This window comes from Paenibacillus kribbensis, assembly GCF_001705305.1.
In the GTDB taxonomy this organism is placed as follows: domain Bacteria; phylum Bacillota; class Bacilli; order Paenibacillales; family Paenibacillaceae; genus Paenibacillus; species Paenibacillus kribbensis_B.
The window spans coordinates 1-15146 of the sequence record NZ_MCBP01000023.1 but is presented as its reverse complement, the minus strand read 5'-3'; the positions used below and the strand labels follow the sequence as shown (position 1 = coordinate 15146).

Here is a 15146-nt window from a genome sequence, read left to right as displayed (position 1 = left end):
TGGTATGGATATTTTTATAGACAACCGGGATGGCAACGTGTGGCAGGTGTCCGGTGAGGCGATGGCCGGCAAAGAGAATGCGGCCGGGTCGGTCTCTGAACTCACATGGAAGACCGAACGCACCGGGAGCCCGGGCAGTGTAGATATCACACTTGTTAAGGATGGCATCTACCAGAACAAAAAATTCAAGGTCCAGAACGGGGATATCGTCAGGATTACCAAAGGCAAGTACAAGATATTCTACGGCTATGTGTTTTCGGTGGAGCAGTCGGAGAAATCCGACATGAAGATAACTGCGTATGACCAAATCCGCTACTTGAATGCAAACGACACATATGTTTTAAAAAACCTAACAGCTGGGGCAGTAATCAAGCGGATTGCAGAGGACTTTAAGCTGAAAACCGGAATGATAGCCGACACGGGATACAAAATACCTGCTATGGTCGAGGATAATCAAAAGCTCCTGGACATCATTTACAAGGCAATCGACCAAACACTCATGTCTACCGGGACCATCTATGTATTTTACGATGACTTCGGCGCTTTGGCCCTTAAACGGGCTGCTGACATGCTTGTATCGGTGTCGGTGGGCAATGGCAGTCTAATGACCGGATACGCGCTTAAACGGTCCATAGACAGCGAGACATACAACTATGTAAAGCTGGTGCAGGATAATAAAGAAAGCGGCAAGCGGGATGCTTACGTTTACCAGGATGGCAACAATATTAAAAAGTGGGGCAAGCTTCAACTCTATGACAAAGTAGACGAGAAGATGAACGCGGCACAGATTAAGCAAAAGGCGCAAAATTTGCTCACCTTACACAACAGGGAAAGCAAAAGCTTAAGCATAGATGCTATGGGAGACTTGAGTATCCGTGCTGGATGCTATGTGCCTGTGTTTATTGATGATTTGAAGGTGAGTCAGGTTTACTTGGTAGATTCATGTACACATAAATTTTCAGGGCTTGAGCACACGATGAGCCTAGAACTGAAGGTGATCTAATGATAAAGCAGCTACAAAAAATAGCGTTAGGCAGCATGGAAGCATCCAAACCAAGCGAGAGCATGGTCGGACAGGTGACGGGTGTAGATCCACTTGAAATCACAGTGGATCAGCGGCTTGTACTGGATGCGGATTTGTTGCTTGTTACGGAGCGTGTAAAGCGATATGTGGTTAGTCTTACGCACAGCCATGTATACAAAGATGAGACTCCAACGGAAACCGCTACAAAGACGACTCAAACGGCGTTGCCCGATGTTTTGGTGATTCGAGAAGGATTGAAAGTCGGGGATGCAGTGATTTTGCAAAGAATGAAAGGCGGTCAACAATTCGCCGTCATGGATAAGTTATGATACCAGAGGGCGGAAGCATTGTTGATGAGGAAATTGAGGAAGAAGAAATGCCCACCAAGACATACGCCTTGGACTTTGAAAACGGACGCGCACGCGGCATTGTAGACGGTCTGGAGGCTATGCGGCAAGTGGTGTACAAGATACTTCAAACGTTACGTTATGAAAATCTCATATACTCCGATGATTACGGAGCTGAGATAGACCGGCTGCAAGGGCAGAGCCGGTTATTTGTGCAGACAGAATTAAAACGGTTGGTCCGTGAAGCGTTACTGGCAGACGACCGGATAACGGATGTGAGGGATTTTCAATTCACCTTTAACGGTTCAAATGTACTGGCAGAGTTCGAAGTCGTGACTACACAAGGTAATTTCAGGAATGAAACGGGGGTGGGCGGCATTGTATGAGAATCAAACAGAAGAGGTCATATTAGAACGTCTGCTGGCCCGTATACCAGATACCATGGATAAGCGGGAAGGGAGCGTTATTTATGATGCCCTGGCACCTGCAGCAAATGAACTGGCTCAAATGTATGTTGAACTGGATACAAATATAAGTCTGGTTTTTCCGAACGCGGACAATGAGGAATATTTGGACTTGGCCGTGGCATGGTCCGGTATAACTCGCAAGGCAGCGACTAAAGCGCAATGGAGAGGCAAGTTTTACAACAACCAGGGCGTGTTGATGGATGTGCCTATTGGCAGCCGCTACAGTATCGAGGATCTAAACTATGTCGTGCTCAGTAGACTGGGCGTTGGACAGTTTGTGGTGGAATGTGAAACGGCTGGTGTCATAGGCAACCAATTTTCAGGGTCGCTCTTACCTATTGATTTTGTTGATGGGTTGGCCCGAGCGGAACTGGTCGATCTGTTGGTATCAGGAGAGGACACAGAAACAGGAGAGACTCTATATGATCGGTATCAAGACAGAATATCCAAGCCTATTACAAGCGCAAATAAGAACCAATACGTAAACTGGGCGCGTGAAGTAACTGGAGTTGGAGACGCTAAAGCTTTTGCTCTGTGGAATGGACCCGGCACCGTAAAGGTAGTCGTGTTAGATAATAACAAACGTGCTCCGTCTGCAGCTGTAGTGCAGGCCGCGCAAAACTATATCGATCCTACACAGGACGGACAGGGCGAAGGCGCTGCGCCCATTGGCCCGGTTGTCACAGTTGTCGGAGCGACTGAGGTTGCTATTAACGTAAGTGCGCGAGTTGAACTAGCAAGGGATGCAACTGTTGCAAATGTAACAGAACAATTAAAGGTTAGCATTGCGAAATATCTTGAAGGCTTGGCTTTCTCAGACACGGACTTTTTAGTACGGATTACAAGAATAGCAAACCTTATTTTGGATGTCCCACAAGTCGTAGATTACTTTGACCTGACTATTAACGGGCTGACTGGCAATATACAAGTTCCGCTGGATAGCGTAGCTGTACTTGGGACGGTGGATGTACATGTCTAAGAAACTTATGTCCTATCTTCCTGACTATTACCAAGAGATTGAAGAGTTTGTGCAGATAATGGACACGGAAGATATCGAATTAAACAAGGTTAATGCCGCGATAGTAGATACATTTAAGCAATTCCATCCAGAAACGGCCACTTGGGGAATTGCTTATTGGGAACGTGATTTGAAAATAACCCCGCTCCCATCTAAACCGATAGAGCAACGCCGTAGTGTGGTTATCTCTAAAATGCGAGGCAGCGGGAAAGTGTCAGCAAGCATGATAAAAAATGTGGCCGGCAGCTATGATCGAGGCAAAGTAGATGTAATTGTATATCCGGCTGAATATCGGTTTGACATTAAATTTATCGGTACTTTAGGCGTGCCGCCGAACTTACAGGACCTAAAGGACGCAATAGAGGAAATAAAGCCGGCGCATTTAGAGGTGAGATATCAGTTTCGGTATTTGGTTATTCGCGAAATACACCATGTGATGACGATCAATGCAATAAACAGTACTCCATTAAATAATTTTGCGGGAGGTGTGCCAATTGGCTAGTAATACACCTAATTTGAGCTTATATATGAAGGACCCTGTGGCAGACTGGAATGATTTTTTTGACATTAAGACGATGATGAATGACAACTGGGAGAAAATCGATAGTTTTGCTGGCTCAACAAAAGGAAATTTGGATAAGGCGACTAAATTTGTGGTGACGTCAGATATGTTTGGAGCCACCGGAAACAACACAGATCAAACACAGGCCATTCAAAATGCACTCAATTATCTGGAGAGTGTCGGAGGCGGAAAACTTATCCTAGGCGCAGGCACATTTCTTTTGAGTCTCGCTAAAAGCACACATACCAAAGCTTGCATAATCATTCCAGCAGGAGTCACAATAGAAGGTTCTGGCATGGGAGTGACTATCCTTAAACGGCTAGAAAGCGAACGTATTCAAGACGGAGTTTTGTTAGTCAATAAAGGATATGACACAAAGGGAGAATACACAGCGGCGGGTAACATTACGCTACGAAACTTCACGATTACTGATGGCGCTGTTACTGCAACTCCTAGAACATACGGGGATCTAATTGCGTTAGGGCATGCAGATAATGTGTTAATTGAACGTGTCCAATCGTTAAATCATGATCAGCATTTTGTGGATGTTTGCGGTTCGAGGAATATCACCATTCGTGATTGCATGTGCAATAACTTGCAAGATACCTATGGGAGTGCAACTATCCAAATCGACCGAGCAAAAGGTCTAGGCATTTGGGGCCTGCTGCTGGATGATACAAATCCGAGCAATGTGACTATTCAGGGCAATAGTATCGTTTCCATATCTGAACTGATATTGCAGCTTGGGCATGGGAAATCAACTGTAAGTGACTTGAGTGTAATAGATAATGTAATTGTTTGCGCCAGCACCAGTAAAGGTCAGATAGCAATCGGAAATGATGAAGATGCCTCGATTGCTACAGCTGATATTGAAGACAATAAAATAGAACTCAACAACATAAATAGCGCAGGGATCTACCTTGTCGGTGATCCGACAAACAAATTTGAAAACATATCTATTTCCAGCAATATCGTAACGGGTAAAATGCGTGCGGCAATTTTTGTTGGCAGCTCTACGATGCCGAGCACATTTGCTAATTTCAAAAATGTATTAGTTTCAGAGAATACCGTTGATATGGACATTAGAGATTCAACCAGTACTCATTACATTTCAGGAATCCGAGTGAGTAACGGCATTAGTGCAGCGCTTTGTAATAATACTGTACGCTTCGCCTGCCAAGGAGGAGGTTATGCAGATGCTAAGATTATAAGGGCAGATAGTTTTAAAGACATCTTAATTAGTGCAAACCAAATTATCATGGCCGACTCGAATTCGCGTACGGATGCGCAACTGTATGGTATCCAACTCGAAATGGATTCGGCTGTTGCGAACAGCCTCTATTGTAAAGCAAAGATAATCTCAAATATGGTGCTCGGTACAGGCTACCGTTGGGGGATTTCGGAGCGCGGCGGCGTTAACGTCTCCAACTTCCTACAAGCCACAGTTTCGAATAATAACGTTTACGACGATAGCCCGACGCAGGGCCATTACCACGAAGCTACTCCGAGTCTCGACGGGACCAATAACGTGCAATACGTCAATTTCGAGTCTCTCGGTTTTTCGGCGACAGGCTCAGTGCTTCCGATCCAAGCGGCAAAAACGTACACTTTCGTATCCCCCATACGTAAAAGCGGGATTACACAGGCAGCGTACGTAAGTAAAGGGGACCTTATTTTTAATCCCGTGTCAGCCACCGCTTTTAACACAGATACGGAAGAGGTGCGGGGAGCTTATTGGGTTGAGGGCTCAACCGCCAAGGTGGTAGGCATATCCTTAAGCAAAACCGTGCTGGGAAATGACGCTAATGGGCGCGTAACGAACACTATTACGATAAATACAGGGTCAAACGGTTGTAATCTCGCAATAGATCCTACGAGTCATGCTGGCGTAATACGTTCAAGCGGGTATCTTATGTTGCGTATTGGAGTATAAAATTCCCAAATTTATTGACTTTACTTCCCAAGTAATTGTAAGGTATTAACATCAAATACTCGGGAAGGTTGTTAGAAGAATGCATAAAAAAATTGCTCTATTGTTTTTTGTAATTGTTTGTATTTTCACTACCAGTATTTCTTTTGCGACTGAAAAAGATGCTAAAGAGCAAGTGTTCAAGAGCGGGTTAATTTCCGCTTATGGTGTGCACTTAAATAAGGATCAACTGCCGCTGACTTCAAAGGTGGATCTTACGTATGGTGTTTCAAGGAAGATTCAGGGTTTAGATGTTGTTGATTTTACTTTTTATAGCTTCGATGGTCAGAAAATACCAGGGGAAGTAGTTTACCCATTAGGGTTCAAGGAAACTCAAAAGTATCCGACAATATTGACATTTTCGGGACACGGAGAAATGGAAGAGTTAATCAGCAAACCTGAATCATATCAACATGCAGGGGCTGTTGAACTTGCTAAAAGCGGGTATTTAGTATTCGTCATGGAAAATAGAGGCATGGGCAAACTGGCAGATATGGCCGATCACCTAGTGCTAGATGCAGTATCACGTTTACGTGGCGGTAGTTGGTACGGAGATATCACAACGGATGCCCTGTACCTGAGCGCAGCTGTGCACGGTATCCCTCACGTAGATAAACAACGAATTGGGACGGCGGGCGTGTCCACTGGCGGGGCTTTAAGTATGTTAGTAGCAGCGCTAGATGACCGGGTAAGCGCGGCGTATGTACAGGGTTATCTTGGCACCTACGCAAAAACGTTCGCAGACGGTACGCACGATATCTGTAACAACATTAGCGGTATCCTTAATGTAGGGGAAATGTGGGATGTCGGTAATCTCATTGCACCGCGTAGTGCGTTATATGTTAACGGAAAGATGGACCATTTCCATATCGCAGACGCTCAAGTCTCTTATGCTAAGATAAAAGAACATTACAAAGAATTGGGAGTCGAGAAAAATGTGAACCTACTTTCTCCACAAGGGGTCACACATGAATTCTCTACTCAACTTGCTACTGATTTCTTTAACAAAAACTTTAAATAGCTTTATCAGGCACGCCGCTTATGGCGTGTTTTTTTATGCCCTCGGAGTGGTAGAGGGCTTATTTTAGGTCAGGAAAAGTTTCCTGAATAGAGAGACGGGGGAGAACGATGGACGAACGATTAACACAAATTATAAAAGGGGCGGCGGCGGGGTTTGGGGCGGTTGCTGGCTACCTGTTCGGAGGTTGGAACATCATGATACACTTGCTGTTTATTTTTGTAATTGCAGACTGGTTGACTGGTTGGGCGGCGGCTTGGATTAACGGAGAATTGAAAAGCAGAAAGGGCTACTACGGCACTGCCCGCAAGGTGGCGATTTTCCTAATTGTTGTGGTTGCACACTTCATTGATGTAGCGTTAGGCAATCTCAACTATTTCCAAAACGCGGTTATTTTCTTCTACTTGGCGAACGAACTGCTGTCTATTATTGAAAATGTAGGCCGTATGGGTGTACCTATGCCGGATGTATTAAGGAACGCTGTGAAAATCTTCGAGTCTCGTTCCCAGGCTCCGAAAAATCCGAACATGTCGGATGGGGAACAGGAAAAGGAAAGAGGAGGAAAATGAGTGTTTAATCAAAACAAATACACGATTGAACGGCGCTACATAAATAAGCGCCATAACGTAAGACCGGGTACTCGATTAACATCGGGTGCGCCGGTCTTTTTAGTTGCACATGACACGGGTAATCCAGGAGCGTCAGCGGACAATCATTACACCTATTTTCAAAATCTCAAAGACCGGTCCGCATCTGCACAGGTCTTTATCGACGACAAAAAGATACTTGAGATTATCCCAACAGGCACCGGAACCGATCCAGCAGAAAAAGCTTGGCATGTCCTGTACAACGTCACCACGGATAACGACCGCTTTGGCGATGATGCGAACGATATCGCATTAGGAGTGGAACTGTGCTTTGGTGGAAAGATCAATACGTTGGAAGCTTACAAACGCTTTGTATGGTATCTGGCCTACTGCTGCAACAAATGGGGCATTAACCCACGCACACACATACCAAGCCATAAGCAGCTTGATCCTGCCCGTAAGAGGGACGTAGACCAAGCTCTAGTGACGATCAGCAAGACACTCAAGGATTTGGTGCAGGACGTGGAAACAGAGCTTAAAGGCGTTTCTGCGGCTCCTGCTGCGCAGGACTTTACGCCGTTGCCTGTATTCGTTGTCCAGGCGCTTATAGATAATTACGTTTCTCCAGCTTGGTTTGCCAGCCAGAAGGTACAGGACGATGTGGGCAAGACTCATTTTCATAACCTTGCCAACAATCTTCGTGCTGCAGCTGGTCTGAATGAAAAGGGCTTAACTCTTGACGGATCTGTGAAGCTGTTTAAATCCAACGCGCAAGAGATAATCTTCCGCTGGTTGTCTCCTGCTTGGTTTAAGGCTAAACAAGCAGGAGATAAGGAGCAAATGCAACATTTCAACAATCTGGCTAATTATCTGCGTTCTTCCGCAGGCTTGCCGAAACAATAATAGGGGGATTTATCATGGAAATTATGAATCAAGTATTGGCTTTTGCGTCTGTTTTGGCAGTAGTGGTTATTTCATTGGTACAATTGGTGAAGAAGACTGTGAACGTGCCTGTTAATGTGGTGCCTGCTGTGGGTGTAGTGATCGGCCTGCTGATTGGTTGGACCGCTTCGCCGTTTACCGATTTAGATTTGGTACTGCGATTGTGGGCTGGCGGATTGGCTGGCTTATCGGCAACGGGGTTGTTTGAATTAGCGTTCAAGGATCGACCAGGCAGTACAAAAGACGATAAGGCTGCTTGAGAATGAACAAATACCCTGCTGGCTTCGGCTGGTAGGGCTTTTTTTGTTTTATGGTTGTTAAGAGGGCTTATAATCCACCTATATTGATATAGAGCTAATTGCAGGTGTGTTAATCAGTTAGTGCAGGCTGATAGACAATAGATTATAGATTTTTTCAAATGATCTGTTATAATTCAAGAAACGGCAATAATTAGGAGGTAGAAACAATGGAGGAACAACAACTAGAACATGCGGATATCATAAAAAATGGTCTTAAATACATAGACGATGCTATTGCTGATGACAGTAACGCGAAATTATTTTTATGGAATACAATTGAGAACGTTTTAAATAGGGAGCATAGTAATTACGAAAGTTTGGCAGATGTGATAAATCTCATCTTTGAGGCTCCAGCAGGAAGAGCAATAGAATTAGTAATAAGTAAAGACTTGGATGATGTGTCTGACTACTTAACAAAAAATAAATCCTATTACATTTCATTAAATCAGAGGTTTCAATTTGATTATCGAACCTCAATTGAGGCATTCAACAGATCCCCGCTTAACATAGTTAGATGTGAAATGATGGGGGCTAAATCGGACATTATTAGAATGTTTCGTGCTGATAGAACATATTTTGATTTAAATGCTGATCCTACGGGTATTGCATATATTGTAGAGTTTATGCTTAACTTAACACAAACATCCTTATTTGAAGAGGAAGAGGTTTTTAAAGATGAATTTTATAATTATCTTAAGGGGAGAGCGGAATCCGCTCTAGCAAGAAGCGATGAATAGTTCAATCGCTTCTAAAGACCCAAGCAGTTTATTCAACGGTGTTCCTATAGGAACTCAAAAAAATAAAGGCAATGCATCCTTTGTCTCTGCTGGTAAATACAGTGCCCAGTCGTCTTTTAATAATCAAGATGTAAAAATAAATGTTCATACTCCTCAGGGGGGCAGTAGTTCGTCTATGGAAGGATTGTTGCAACGGGTTTTTAGGGGGCAATATGAAACGGCTTCAGCAAAGGAAAACCATACAGAGGTTGGTGATAACATGGACGACTCGACAAAATTGTTGCTTGAACGTATAGAACGTGACTCAAGAGAACGCGAGGCCCGTTATCATAAAGACGCCCAGGAGCGAGAACAACGTTATCGTGAAGAAATACTTGAACAAGATCGTCGTTGGAAACAAGAAGCGAAAGAGCGAGAAGAACGTATTTTGAACGCGATCAAAGAAAATGCCGACAGAACAGAAAAGAAAATTGATTCAGTCGAAGAAGAGATTCGGCTAATTAAAACCGAAGTTGCGAGCAGTGTGAAACATAGTCAGTCACTTGTAACAACAAACATGTGGGGCTTCATTGCAACAATCGTAGCTATTGTTGCTTTGACTGTAACGGTGTTTTTGACGCGATGATTTACAGAATCACCCAAACCAATTATACTGATAACAACACATACGGAAGCACTGTTGTGCAATCCGAAAGCATCGGTGACACCCTACTGGCTAAGCTGGTGGGGGTGTTTTTACGTTTTAGGGGGATGAATGATGAGAGGTAAAATTATTAATGCAATAGCAGCAATCATTTTAGTAGCGGGGGTATTGTGGTGGTTCAGCGAACACGGACAAAGCTCGCCTTTGCCTGCTCCGAAACCTGTTGAAACGTCAAATATACCAACATCGAGCAATCCAGGAGGAACAGTTCAGTTAGAATTCCCGTCAGCAAGGTACCCGGAAACAGCACAGCACATTAAAGAGGCCATAGCCGCAGGAGAGTCCAGTGTATGCACCATCGACCGAGCAGGAGCCGATCATAACCGCGACCTGTCCCTAAAAGGCGTGCCCACTAAGAAGGGCAAGGATCGCGATGAATGGCCTATGGCTATGTGTGCGGAAGGCGGAGAGGGTGCAGACATAAAGTACATATCACCCAAAGACAATCGTGGAGCTGGCTCATGGGTAGGCCACAAATTGGACGACTACGCGGACGGAACAAAAGTGGAATTTATAGTGAAATGATGTAAAAAGCTCTGCTAACCCTAATTGGTCGTCAGAGCTTTTTTTGTTAGTTTATTCTCTCCAATATCCGGGAGGCTGCAAACTATCATATGCGTCATGTGCAAATATTAAATTTATTAGTAATCCTGGGGACATGGATACCACGGATTCACCGCTTTTAAGAACCTCGTGGATGGACTGTTCATCAAACTCTGTAAGAGAGAAGTCCATAGGTCCGTTGCTTTTCAATCTCTGGTAATCATCATACAGTTTCCTGAGTTCTGTCGCTAAAAACGCGACCTCTGTTTTGCCCGATTCCCCTTGAAGTTGTGCCCACATGACCGTTGAATCTTTCATCGACTGCGTTAGTATTGTCGGCCTGATGGGTTTACCTTGGTCCCCATCCATATTCCCGATAAGATGCATTTATATCCCTCCTTATTTGAACAATTTCCCAATCACCTTAAACACATCAAACGTTGTACGGTTTATGGTCATTAGACCATGTTTGCGATGTTGATCCAATATGGACTTAAGCAGGTCATCAAATGTATCATTACTCATGCTTTGTCCCTCCATACCTTTACAGCCACGTATACCGATACGAGGAGCGCAGCTACACTAACCACCATACTCAACGTTGCCATACGGTTACCTCCTTTTAGAAAATTGGATTGAAATATATCTCAGGCGGATACTAACTACATTGAATTGCAGGAATCTTACAGTTATTCAGAGCCCATTCAAACCAAAATTCATACCAAATCAACTTGGCCAGAATATCGTCCTCGTTCTTGCGCCATCCCGCAATATTTTCAGGGTGATCCGCAATCCACTGCTCCTTCGCTCGCCGGATTATCCCCAGATGATCCTCTTTGATTAAAGTTGTGACCGGTGAGCCTTCAAAGCGTAGTACAAGATTGAAAAACACATCTTTCAGACCAGTCTCACTAGAAAACCTTTCAAACCCTGAATAGCTTGGATACGTGAAATTCCCCTTCCCAACTAAGTCAGGCCACGGGTCGTTTTCTGGAAGTTTCCAAACTGGTGCTCCAGAAACCTCCACCGCTTCGATTTGAACAGATATGTTCCCATCATTTTTGTCCACAAGTAATGTCGCTTCGCCAATTCCGATATTGTATCCCATCTATAGTCCTCTCCTTCTAAAATTATCATCTAATTTTACCACATGTCCGTCCCCGAATTATCTAACGCAATCAGAAATCAGGCCTCGCACCTCCCGTTAAGCTCGCCAGCAGATTGTATATGTGAACCTCGTATGTTAAGATTGGGTGTAGAAGGCGCTGTATAAGCCGCCCTCTACTAAGGAATCCTTAACGTCTGCGTGGGTCGCGTCGTTTTTTGGTTCCTTTTTTCTTTGTCTTCTTACGGCTGGCGTTGTGTACTTTGAGTACAGCCAATGCTGTGAATAGTTGTATGATTGCCGTAACAAGGTTTACCCAATCTTTCATTGCTTTGCTCACCCCCCTTACATTTACTATTTTACAGCATTTAAAATGCTTTGTAAATAGTTTTTTTGAGTGTTGCTAAAATATTTTAAATGCTGTAAAATAGGCGTAAATAGGAGCGTGATTTTATGGCGGGAAGACCACCTAAAAAGGATAAGAAGATCAGAGAGGCTATCTATTTTGAGCCTGAACTGTTGGAGTGGCTCCAGGAGAAGGCGGAAAAAGAGAAATGCACAGTTAGCGTGATCGTGAATAGGATGACCGAAAAAGCAAAAGAGCAGGAGGGTTGAATACCTCACTGTTCTTTTTTTTGTGTGCTGGCAATAATATTTATTGTATAGAACACTTGTTCGTAATATAATCGGTACATAACATAACAGGAGGTTACAACATGGGAAAGAAACTTGAGGGTAATGGCTTTTGGGAAAGCTCGCGGATTATTATTCCAGAGCACAAGGAGGCTTATCTGAAGCTCATGAAAGACCGTCAGCGTCGTGGTAAGCCGGAACTCGACGATCAGGAAGTCCAGTTGATTGAACAGGCGCTTATAGAGTCCTACAATTCACGCCAGCCTGTCACAGTGACAGTATTTAGCCCATTTGATGATGAGGTTATGACTGGTGTAGTAACAGTAATCAACACTGCTAGACGTGAAGTGAAGCTGTCTCGCGACGAGGATGATTTTAGTTGGATTAAGCTGGAGGATATTATATCAGCAAATATCTAGTTTTCTTTATAAAATCACTTGATAACATCTTTCACCGCCTTATAATAAGGATATATTAACTACAGGGTGGTGTAAGGTGTTAACATATTTATCTTATATTGGTATTGGTGCATTTGATGCTCTTGCTGTACTTGTACTACCTTTGGCATTATATATGCTCCCGATTAAAGATTACAAATATAGAATTATATTATTTGCAGTCTTTATATCACTTGTATCTTTCATAATGCGGATTGTTTTAGATTTGCCTCGTATAGATTTGATTTTGCAGTACATTTTGTTTGTGAGCTTTTTTAGGCTTGGGCTTAAAATAAAATTGCACTTGTCTGCTTTTATTTTAGGAGTTGGGTTAAGTGCATACGCCACTTTGCAAATGGCTGTTTTTTATGCGTATAGCTTCTTAAACCTAATGCAAACAAGTGTATTAAAGGAAAATACCTCACTTCAAGTTTTTCTGTTACAAGTAACGTCTATCCTTATTACTTACCTTTTTGCTGGATACTTAAAGTTGCGTGGTACTGGGTTCAGCTTTATCGTAGCGCCACCGCATGACTTTTTGTGGAAGGAAGACTACAAAACTAAAGAAAATAAAATGGTTATAACCAGCTCTGTGTTATCGACGGTAACGATATGTTTGGGAGTAATACTTCTGTATTATCAGAATCCACTGGTTTTATTATTGGTGTCCATATTCACTTTTTCAATTTCGTATTTCTTTTCCAGAAGGAGTGATGCAGAAGATGCTAGAAAAGCTCTCGCGGCGTATCGCGACAAGCATAAAAAGAGCTGATCCAGACGGACCAGGAAGTGCTGAGGTGTTAACCTACGCAATAGGCATTAAGCTTAATTGGTATTCTGGGCTGATACTTACTGTGTTTTTTGGGTGGATATTAGGGGATGTTATAAATGCCCTATTAGCTTTTTGCTCTTTTGTCGTTCTTAGAAGGTTTTCGGGCGGGTTTCATTTCCGCTCTCTGACGGCATGCGCTATATTTTCGGCAGCAATATTTGCGAGTATACCTCTGATACATTTGGGGCACGATGGCGCGCTACTGCTTACAGCCATATCGGCAGTAATTGTCCTTTGTGTAGCCCCCCGCAAATCTGAGGACCTTAACCCTTCAAAGCTAGAGCCGTATCTAAAATGGATTTCGTTAGCTGTTGTACTCACCAATTTTGTGTTTCAATCCCCTGTAATCGCTCTTGCTTTCGCTGCTCAGGCTGTTTTGCTTTTACCACGTAAGGGAGGTGAGAGAGGATGAAAAAAGAGATCGCACGCTTTGTAGCTAATCGTTTGGTGAGAGACGCCGAAAAAGCATCTAAAAAAGAAAAAACACTTGTAGGAGCGTTACCGCTTCCACAGGAACTAAAGAAGAAATGAATATAAGACCATGGACAACAGAGAGATTTTTGCACCTGAGATTATGGCGGATGGAAAAATAGGGGATAGGTTTTCATTTTTTGAAAGTGATTTAGTATGTATCGAAAGATGGGACCCGAAATCCAACTATGAAATACCCTTTTTCATTACAGCAGATGGGAATTTCACTGCTCCTACAACACACGGGGAATTCGTCGATGGATTCCCCGACTTTTGCAGCTTGGATACTGGGAACTTGGTTAATCTTAAAAATGTCTCCAAAGCGGAAACGGGCGACTATGGCGGCAAGGCTTTTTTCAACGGAACCATGTATACCGGCGTTAATAAGCTTAATTCTACGGTTCTGTCTGATCTCATAGAAGCCGCGAATAAACGTCCAGATGATCAGCGATTTATTATGGGCGTGTGTAATTCTAAAGCGGGGCTTTATCCTGCTAAAGATGTTTATTATATGGATATGTGGGACCCAAAGAAAAATTATCACGTTCCGCGTTTCCATCATGCTGGCGGATTTTACGTGGTTGCTCTTACCATGCGACATTGCAAAGAGGCATTTCCCTATCTTTTCCCGGCCACTCCAGGCCACCTAATAAATGTATCCAAGATAGCCGGATTCTTAGAGCAAAGTTTTGGCACGATAGTAAGATTTAAAGACACAGATTATACATGCCCCATATCCGGTCCAAAGCACAGAGCCTTAAAAAAAATACTAAAATGACTAAACCCGGCCAATGGTCGGGTTTTATTAACATATATAAACTCAAAAGTCAATAGCAATCTACCCTAGGATGACGCAAACTGATTCGACATAGATCGACATTTTTCCCCTTTACGCAATGATGTGATGTTGATATAAAGGGTTAAGAGAACCAAAAAAACGTAATAACGGAAAGGATGTGAAAAAAACGCCTCCCAAAGAGAGGCGCTTAATGTGGGTCGGCTATCCTGGCAGGGATGCCAAATGAGTCCCAATGATAATGATTCACAGCGAGTATACAGGAAATTCAATTGTCAGTAAAGACAAGTATATAAGGAGTGTAATCCATGTCAGATACTTATAAGCGTAAAAGAACAAACAACCAAACCTTATATTTTGCCAGAATGCTGAGAGGCATTACAGTCGATGAAGCGGCAAATGCTGTCGGGCTGTCCACCGCTTCGTTGGAAAAATATGAGGTCGATTTTGGGACAACACCTTTAATCATCGTTCTAAGTTTATTTCGGTTCTATAATATCCCGTACAGATGATTCAATGCCCCTTTTTTGCCCCCTGCATAATGAAATGCAGTGACAAACCAAGAGAGTGTCCTTCAAAAAAAACCGGGTTTCTTCCTATTATAATAGGTTATGATATCGTAAAAGAATCAAGTTCGAAATGGAAGGGTCTATTGG

23 protein-coding genes are annotated in these 15146 nt (G+C 43.3%); 20 read left to right on the top strand and 3 right to left on the bottom strand.

The features are described 5' to 3' along the window. Positions 1 to 4: 4 nt before the first annotated feature. From BAZ21_RS25940 to BAZ21_RS25880, 13 genes are all read left to right on the top strand, one after another. Entirely contained in the window at positions 5 to 1003 is a 999-nt protein-coding gene (locus BAZ21_RS25940; RefSeq protein ID WP_068505712.1) for an XkdQ/YqbQ family protein, read from the top strand. Continuing rightward, positions 1003 to 1353, top strand: coding sequence for a DUF2577 domain-containing protein (locus BAZ21_RS25935; protein WP_068505711.1), 351 nt, complete (start codon positions 1003 to 1005; stop codon positions 1351 to 1353). Before BAZ21_RS25940 ends, BAZ21_RS25935 begins: the two co-directional genes overlap by 1 nt. Then, entirely contained in the window at positions 1350 to 1757 is a 408-nt protein-coding gene (locus BAZ21_RS25930; protein WP_068505710.1) for a DUF2634 domain-containing protein, read from the top strand. The genes BAZ21_RS25935 and BAZ21_RS25930 overlap by 4 nt, the downstream gene beginning before the upstream one ends. Next, on the top strand, positions 1729 to 2817 hold the full coding sequence (locus BAZ21_RS25925) for a baseplate J/gp47 family protein (protein ID WP_256022654.1): 1089 nt from the start codon (positions 1729 to 1731) through the stop codon (positions 2815 to 2817). Before BAZ21_RS25930 ends, BAZ21_RS25925 begins: the two co-directional genes overlap by 29 nt. Further along, a complete protein-coding gene (locus tag BAZ21_RS25920; protein WP_305953041.1) occupies positions 2810 to 3358 on the top strand; it encodes a YmfQ family protein in 549 nt (182 codons plus the stop codon). The genes BAZ21_RS25925 and BAZ21_RS25920 overlap by 8 nt, the downstream gene beginning before the upstream one ends. Continuing rightward, entirely contained in the window at positions 3351 to 5351 is a 2001-nt protein-coding gene (locus BAZ21_RS25915; protein WP_068505707.1) for a hypothetical protein, read from the top strand. The genes BAZ21_RS25920 and BAZ21_RS25915 overlap by 8 nt, the downstream gene beginning before the upstream one ends. A 79-nt stretch (positions 5352 to 5430) precedes the next feature. Beyond that, complete coding sequence (locus tag BAZ21_RS25910) at positions 5431 to 6408, top strand: acetylxylan esterase (RefSeq protein WP_068505706.1); 978 nt, start codon at positions 5431 to 5433, stop codon at positions 6406 to 6408. 107 nt (positions 6409 to 6515) lie between these two features. After that, the gene (locus BAZ21_RS25905) at positions 6516 to 6974 is read left to right on the top strand and encodes a phage holin family protein (protein ID WP_068505705.1); all 459 of its coding nucleotides are present in this window, start codon (positions 6516 to 6518) and stop codon (positions 6972 to 6974) included. Beyond that, positions 6975 to 7895 carry a peptidoglycan recognition protein family protein gene (locus tag BAZ21_RS25900; RefSeq protein WP_068505704.1) on the top strand — a complete coding sequence of 307 codons (921 nt, stop codon included), beginning with the start codon at positions 6975 to 6977 and terminating at the stop codon, positions 7893 to 7895. Positions 7896 to 7918: 23 nt separating this feature from the next. Then, positions 7919 to 8194, top strand: a complete 276-nt coding sequence (locus BAZ21_RS25895) for a holin (protein ID WP_068505748.1) — start codon at positions 7919 to 7921, stop codon at positions 8192 to 8194. Between the two features lie 206 nt (positions 8195 to 8400). Beyond that, positions 8401 to 8970: a hypothetical protein gene (locus BAZ21_RS25890; protein ID WP_068505703.1), complete on the top strand. Its 570-nt coding sequence runs from the start codon at positions 8401 to 8403 to the stop codon at positions 8968 to 8970. After that, positions 8963 to 9595, top strand: a complete 633-nt coding sequence (locus tag BAZ21_RS25885; protein WP_068505702.1) for a hypothetical protein — start codon at positions 8963 to 8965, stop codon at positions 9593 to 9595. The genes BAZ21_RS25890 and BAZ21_RS25885 overlap by 8 nt, the downstream gene beginning before the upstream one ends. 132 nt (positions 9596 to 9727) lie before the next feature. Then, positions 9728 to 10198, top strand: a complete 471-nt coding sequence (locus tag BAZ21_RS25880; protein WP_068505701.1) for a NucA/NucB deoxyribonuclease domain-containing protein — start codon at positions 9728 to 9730, stop codon at positions 10196 to 10198. Between the two features lie 51 nt (positions 10199 to 10249). Here BAZ21_RS25880 and BAZ21_RS25875 read toward each other — a convergent pair whose 3' ends face one another. From BAZ21_RS25875 to BAZ21_RS25870, 3 genes are all read right to left on the bottom strand, one after another. Further along, positions 10250 to 10603, bottom strand: coding sequence for a hypothetical protein (locus BAZ21_RS25875; RefSeq protein ID WP_068505700.1), 354 nt, complete (start codon positions 10601 to 10603; stop codon positions 10250 to 10252). A 12-nt stretch (positions 10604 to 10615) separates the two neighbouring features. Beyond that, positions 10616 to 10741 (bottom strand): hypothetical protein, encoded by a 126-nt coding sequence (locus BAZ21_RS29995; protein WP_256022647.1) that lies wholly within the window; start codon positions 10739 to 10741, stop codon positions 10616 to 10618. A 133-nt stretch (positions 10742 to 10874) separates the two neighbouring features. After that, the gene (locus BAZ21_RS25870) at positions 10875 to 11324 is read right to left on the bottom strand and encodes a hypothetical protein (protein WP_068505699.1); all 450 of its coding nucleotides are present in this window, start codon (positions 11322 to 11324) and stop codon (positions 10875 to 10877) included. Between the two features lie 450 nt (positions 11325 to 11774). On the opposite strand from BAZ21_RS25870, the gene BAZ21_RS29225 reads away from it, so the two are divergent. From BAZ21_RS29225 to BAZ21_RS25845, 7 genes are all read left to right on the top strand, one after another. Further along, positions 11775 to 11936: a hypothetical protein gene (locus BAZ21_RS29225; protein ID WP_176718221.1), complete on the top strand. Its 162-nt coding sequence runs from the start codon at positions 11775 to 11777 to the stop codon at positions 11934 to 11936. Between the two features lie 101 nt (positions 11937 to 12037). Further along, the gene (locus BAZ21_RS25865) at positions 12038 to 12373 is read left to right on the top strand and encodes a YolD-like family protein (protein ID WP_068505698.1); all 336 of its coding nucleotides are present in this window, start codon (positions 12038 to 12040) and stop codon (positions 12371 to 12373) included. A gap of 76 nt (positions 12374 to 12449) precedes the next feature. After that, entirely contained in the window at positions 12450 to 13163 is a 714-nt protein-coding gene (locus tag BAZ21_RS25860) for a hypothetical protein (RefSeq protein WP_068505697.1), read from the top strand. Continuing rightward, on the top strand, positions 13105 to 13635 hold the full coding sequence (locus BAZ21_RS30350) for an accessory gene regulator ArgB-like protein (protein ID WP_084011930.1): 531 nt from the start codon (positions 13105 to 13107) through the stop codon (positions 13633 to 13635). Before BAZ21_RS25860 ends, BAZ21_RS30350 begins: the two co-directional genes overlap by 59 nt. Then, positions 13632 to 13754: a hypothetical protein gene (locus tag BAZ21_RS29990; protein ID WP_256022643.1), complete on the top strand. Its 123-nt coding sequence runs from the start codon at positions 13632 to 13634 to the stop codon at positions 13752 to 13754. Before BAZ21_RS30350 ends, BAZ21_RS29990 begins: the two co-directional genes overlap by 4 nt. A 10-nt stretch (positions 13755 to 13764) precedes the next feature. Then, positions 13765 to 14472, top strand: coding sequence for a hypothetical protein (locus BAZ21_RS25850; RefSeq protein WP_068505695.1), 708 nt, complete (start codon positions 13765 to 13767; stop codon positions 14470 to 14472). Between the two features lie 326 nt (positions 14473 to 14798). Next, on the top strand, positions 14799 to 15002 hold the full coding sequence (locus BAZ21_RS25845) for a helix-turn-helix domain-containing protein (RefSeq protein ID WP_068505694.1): 204 nt from the start codon (positions 14799 to 14801) through the stop codon (positions 15000 to 15002). Positions 15003 to 15146 lie beyond the last annotated feature (144 nt).

Bases quoted from the DNA above. Each gene is read 5' to 3' on its own strand.
- BAZ21_RS25940 (WP_068505712.1), top strand. From the start codon at position 5: ATGGATATTTTTATAGACAACCGGGATGGCAACGTGTGGCAGGTGTCC.
- BAZ21_RS25935 (WP_068505711.1), top strand. From the start codon at position 1,003: ATGATAAAGCAGCTACAAAAAATAGCGTTAGGCAGCATGGAAGCATCC.
- BAZ21_RS25930 (WP_068505710.1), top strand. From the start codon at position 1,350: ATGATACCAGAGGGCGGAAGCATTGTTGATGAGGAAATTGAGGAAGAA.
- BAZ21_RS25925 (WP_256022654.1), top strand. From the start codon at position 1,729: ATGAAACGGGGGTGGGCGGCATTGTATGAGAATCAAACAGAAGAGGTC.
- BAZ21_RS25920 (WP_305953041.1), top strand. From the start codon at position 2,810: ATGTCTAAGAAACTTATGTCCTATCTTCCTGACTATTACCAAGAGATT.
- BAZ21_RS25910 (WP_068505706.1), top strand. From the start codon at position 5,431: ATGCATAAAAAAATTGCTCTATTGTTTTTTGTAATTGTTTGTATTTTC.
- BAZ21_RS25905 (WP_068505705.1), top strand. From the start codon at position 6,516: ATGGACGAACGATTAACACAAATTATAAAAGGGGCGGCGGCGGGGTTT.
- BAZ21_RS25895 (WP_068505748.1), top strand. From the start codon at position 7,919: ATGAATCAAGTATTGGCTTTTGCGTCTGTTTTGGCAGTAGTGGTTATT.
- BAZ21_RS25890 (WP_068505703.1), top strand. From the start codon at position 8,401: ATGGAGGAACAACAACTAGAACATGCGGATATCATAAAAAATGGTCTT.
- BAZ21_RS25885 (WP_068505702.1), top strand. From the start codon at position 8,963: ATGAATAGTTCAATCGCTTCTAAAGACCCAAGCAGTTTATTCAACGGT.
- BAZ21_RS25880 (WP_068505701.1), top strand. From the start codon at position 9,728: ATGAGAGGTAAAATTATTAATGCAATAGCAGCAATCATTTTAGTAGCG.
- BAZ21_RS25875 (WP_068505700.1), bottom strand. From the start codon at position 10,603: ATGCATCTTATCGGGAATATGGATGGGGACCAAGGTAAACCCATCAGG.
- BAZ21_RS29995 (WP_256022647.1), bottom strand. From the start codon at position 10,741: ATGAGTAATGATACATTTGATGACCTGCTTAAGTCCATATTGGATCAA.
- BAZ21_RS25870 (WP_068505699.1), bottom strand. From the start codon at position 11,324: ATGGGATACAATATCGGAATTGGCGAAGCGACATTACTTGTGGACAAA.
- BAZ21_RS29225 (WP_176718221.1), top strand. From the start codon at position 11,775: ATGGCGGGAAGACCACCTAAAAAGGATAAGAAGATCAGAGAGGCTATC.
- BAZ21_RS25865 (WP_068505698.1), top strand. From the start codon at position 12,038: ATGGGAAAGAAACTTGAGGGTAATGGCTTTTGGGAAAGCTCGCGGATT.
- BAZ21_RS30350 (WP_084011930.1), top strand. From the start codon at position 13,105: ATGCAGAAGATGCTAGAAAAGCTCTCGCGGCGTATCGCGACAAGCATA.
- BAZ21_RS29990 (WP_256022643.1), top strand. From the start codon at position 13,632: ATGAAAAAAGAGATCGCACGCTTTGTAGCTAATCGTTTGGTGAGAGAC.
- BAZ21_RS25850 (WP_068505695.1), top strand. From the start codon at position 13,765: ATGGACAACAGAGAGATTTTTGCACCTGAGATTATGGCGGATGGAAAA.
- BAZ21_RS25845 (WP_068505694.1), top strand. From the start codon at position 14,799: ATGTCAGATACTTATAAGCGTAAAAGAACAAACAACCAAACCTTATAT.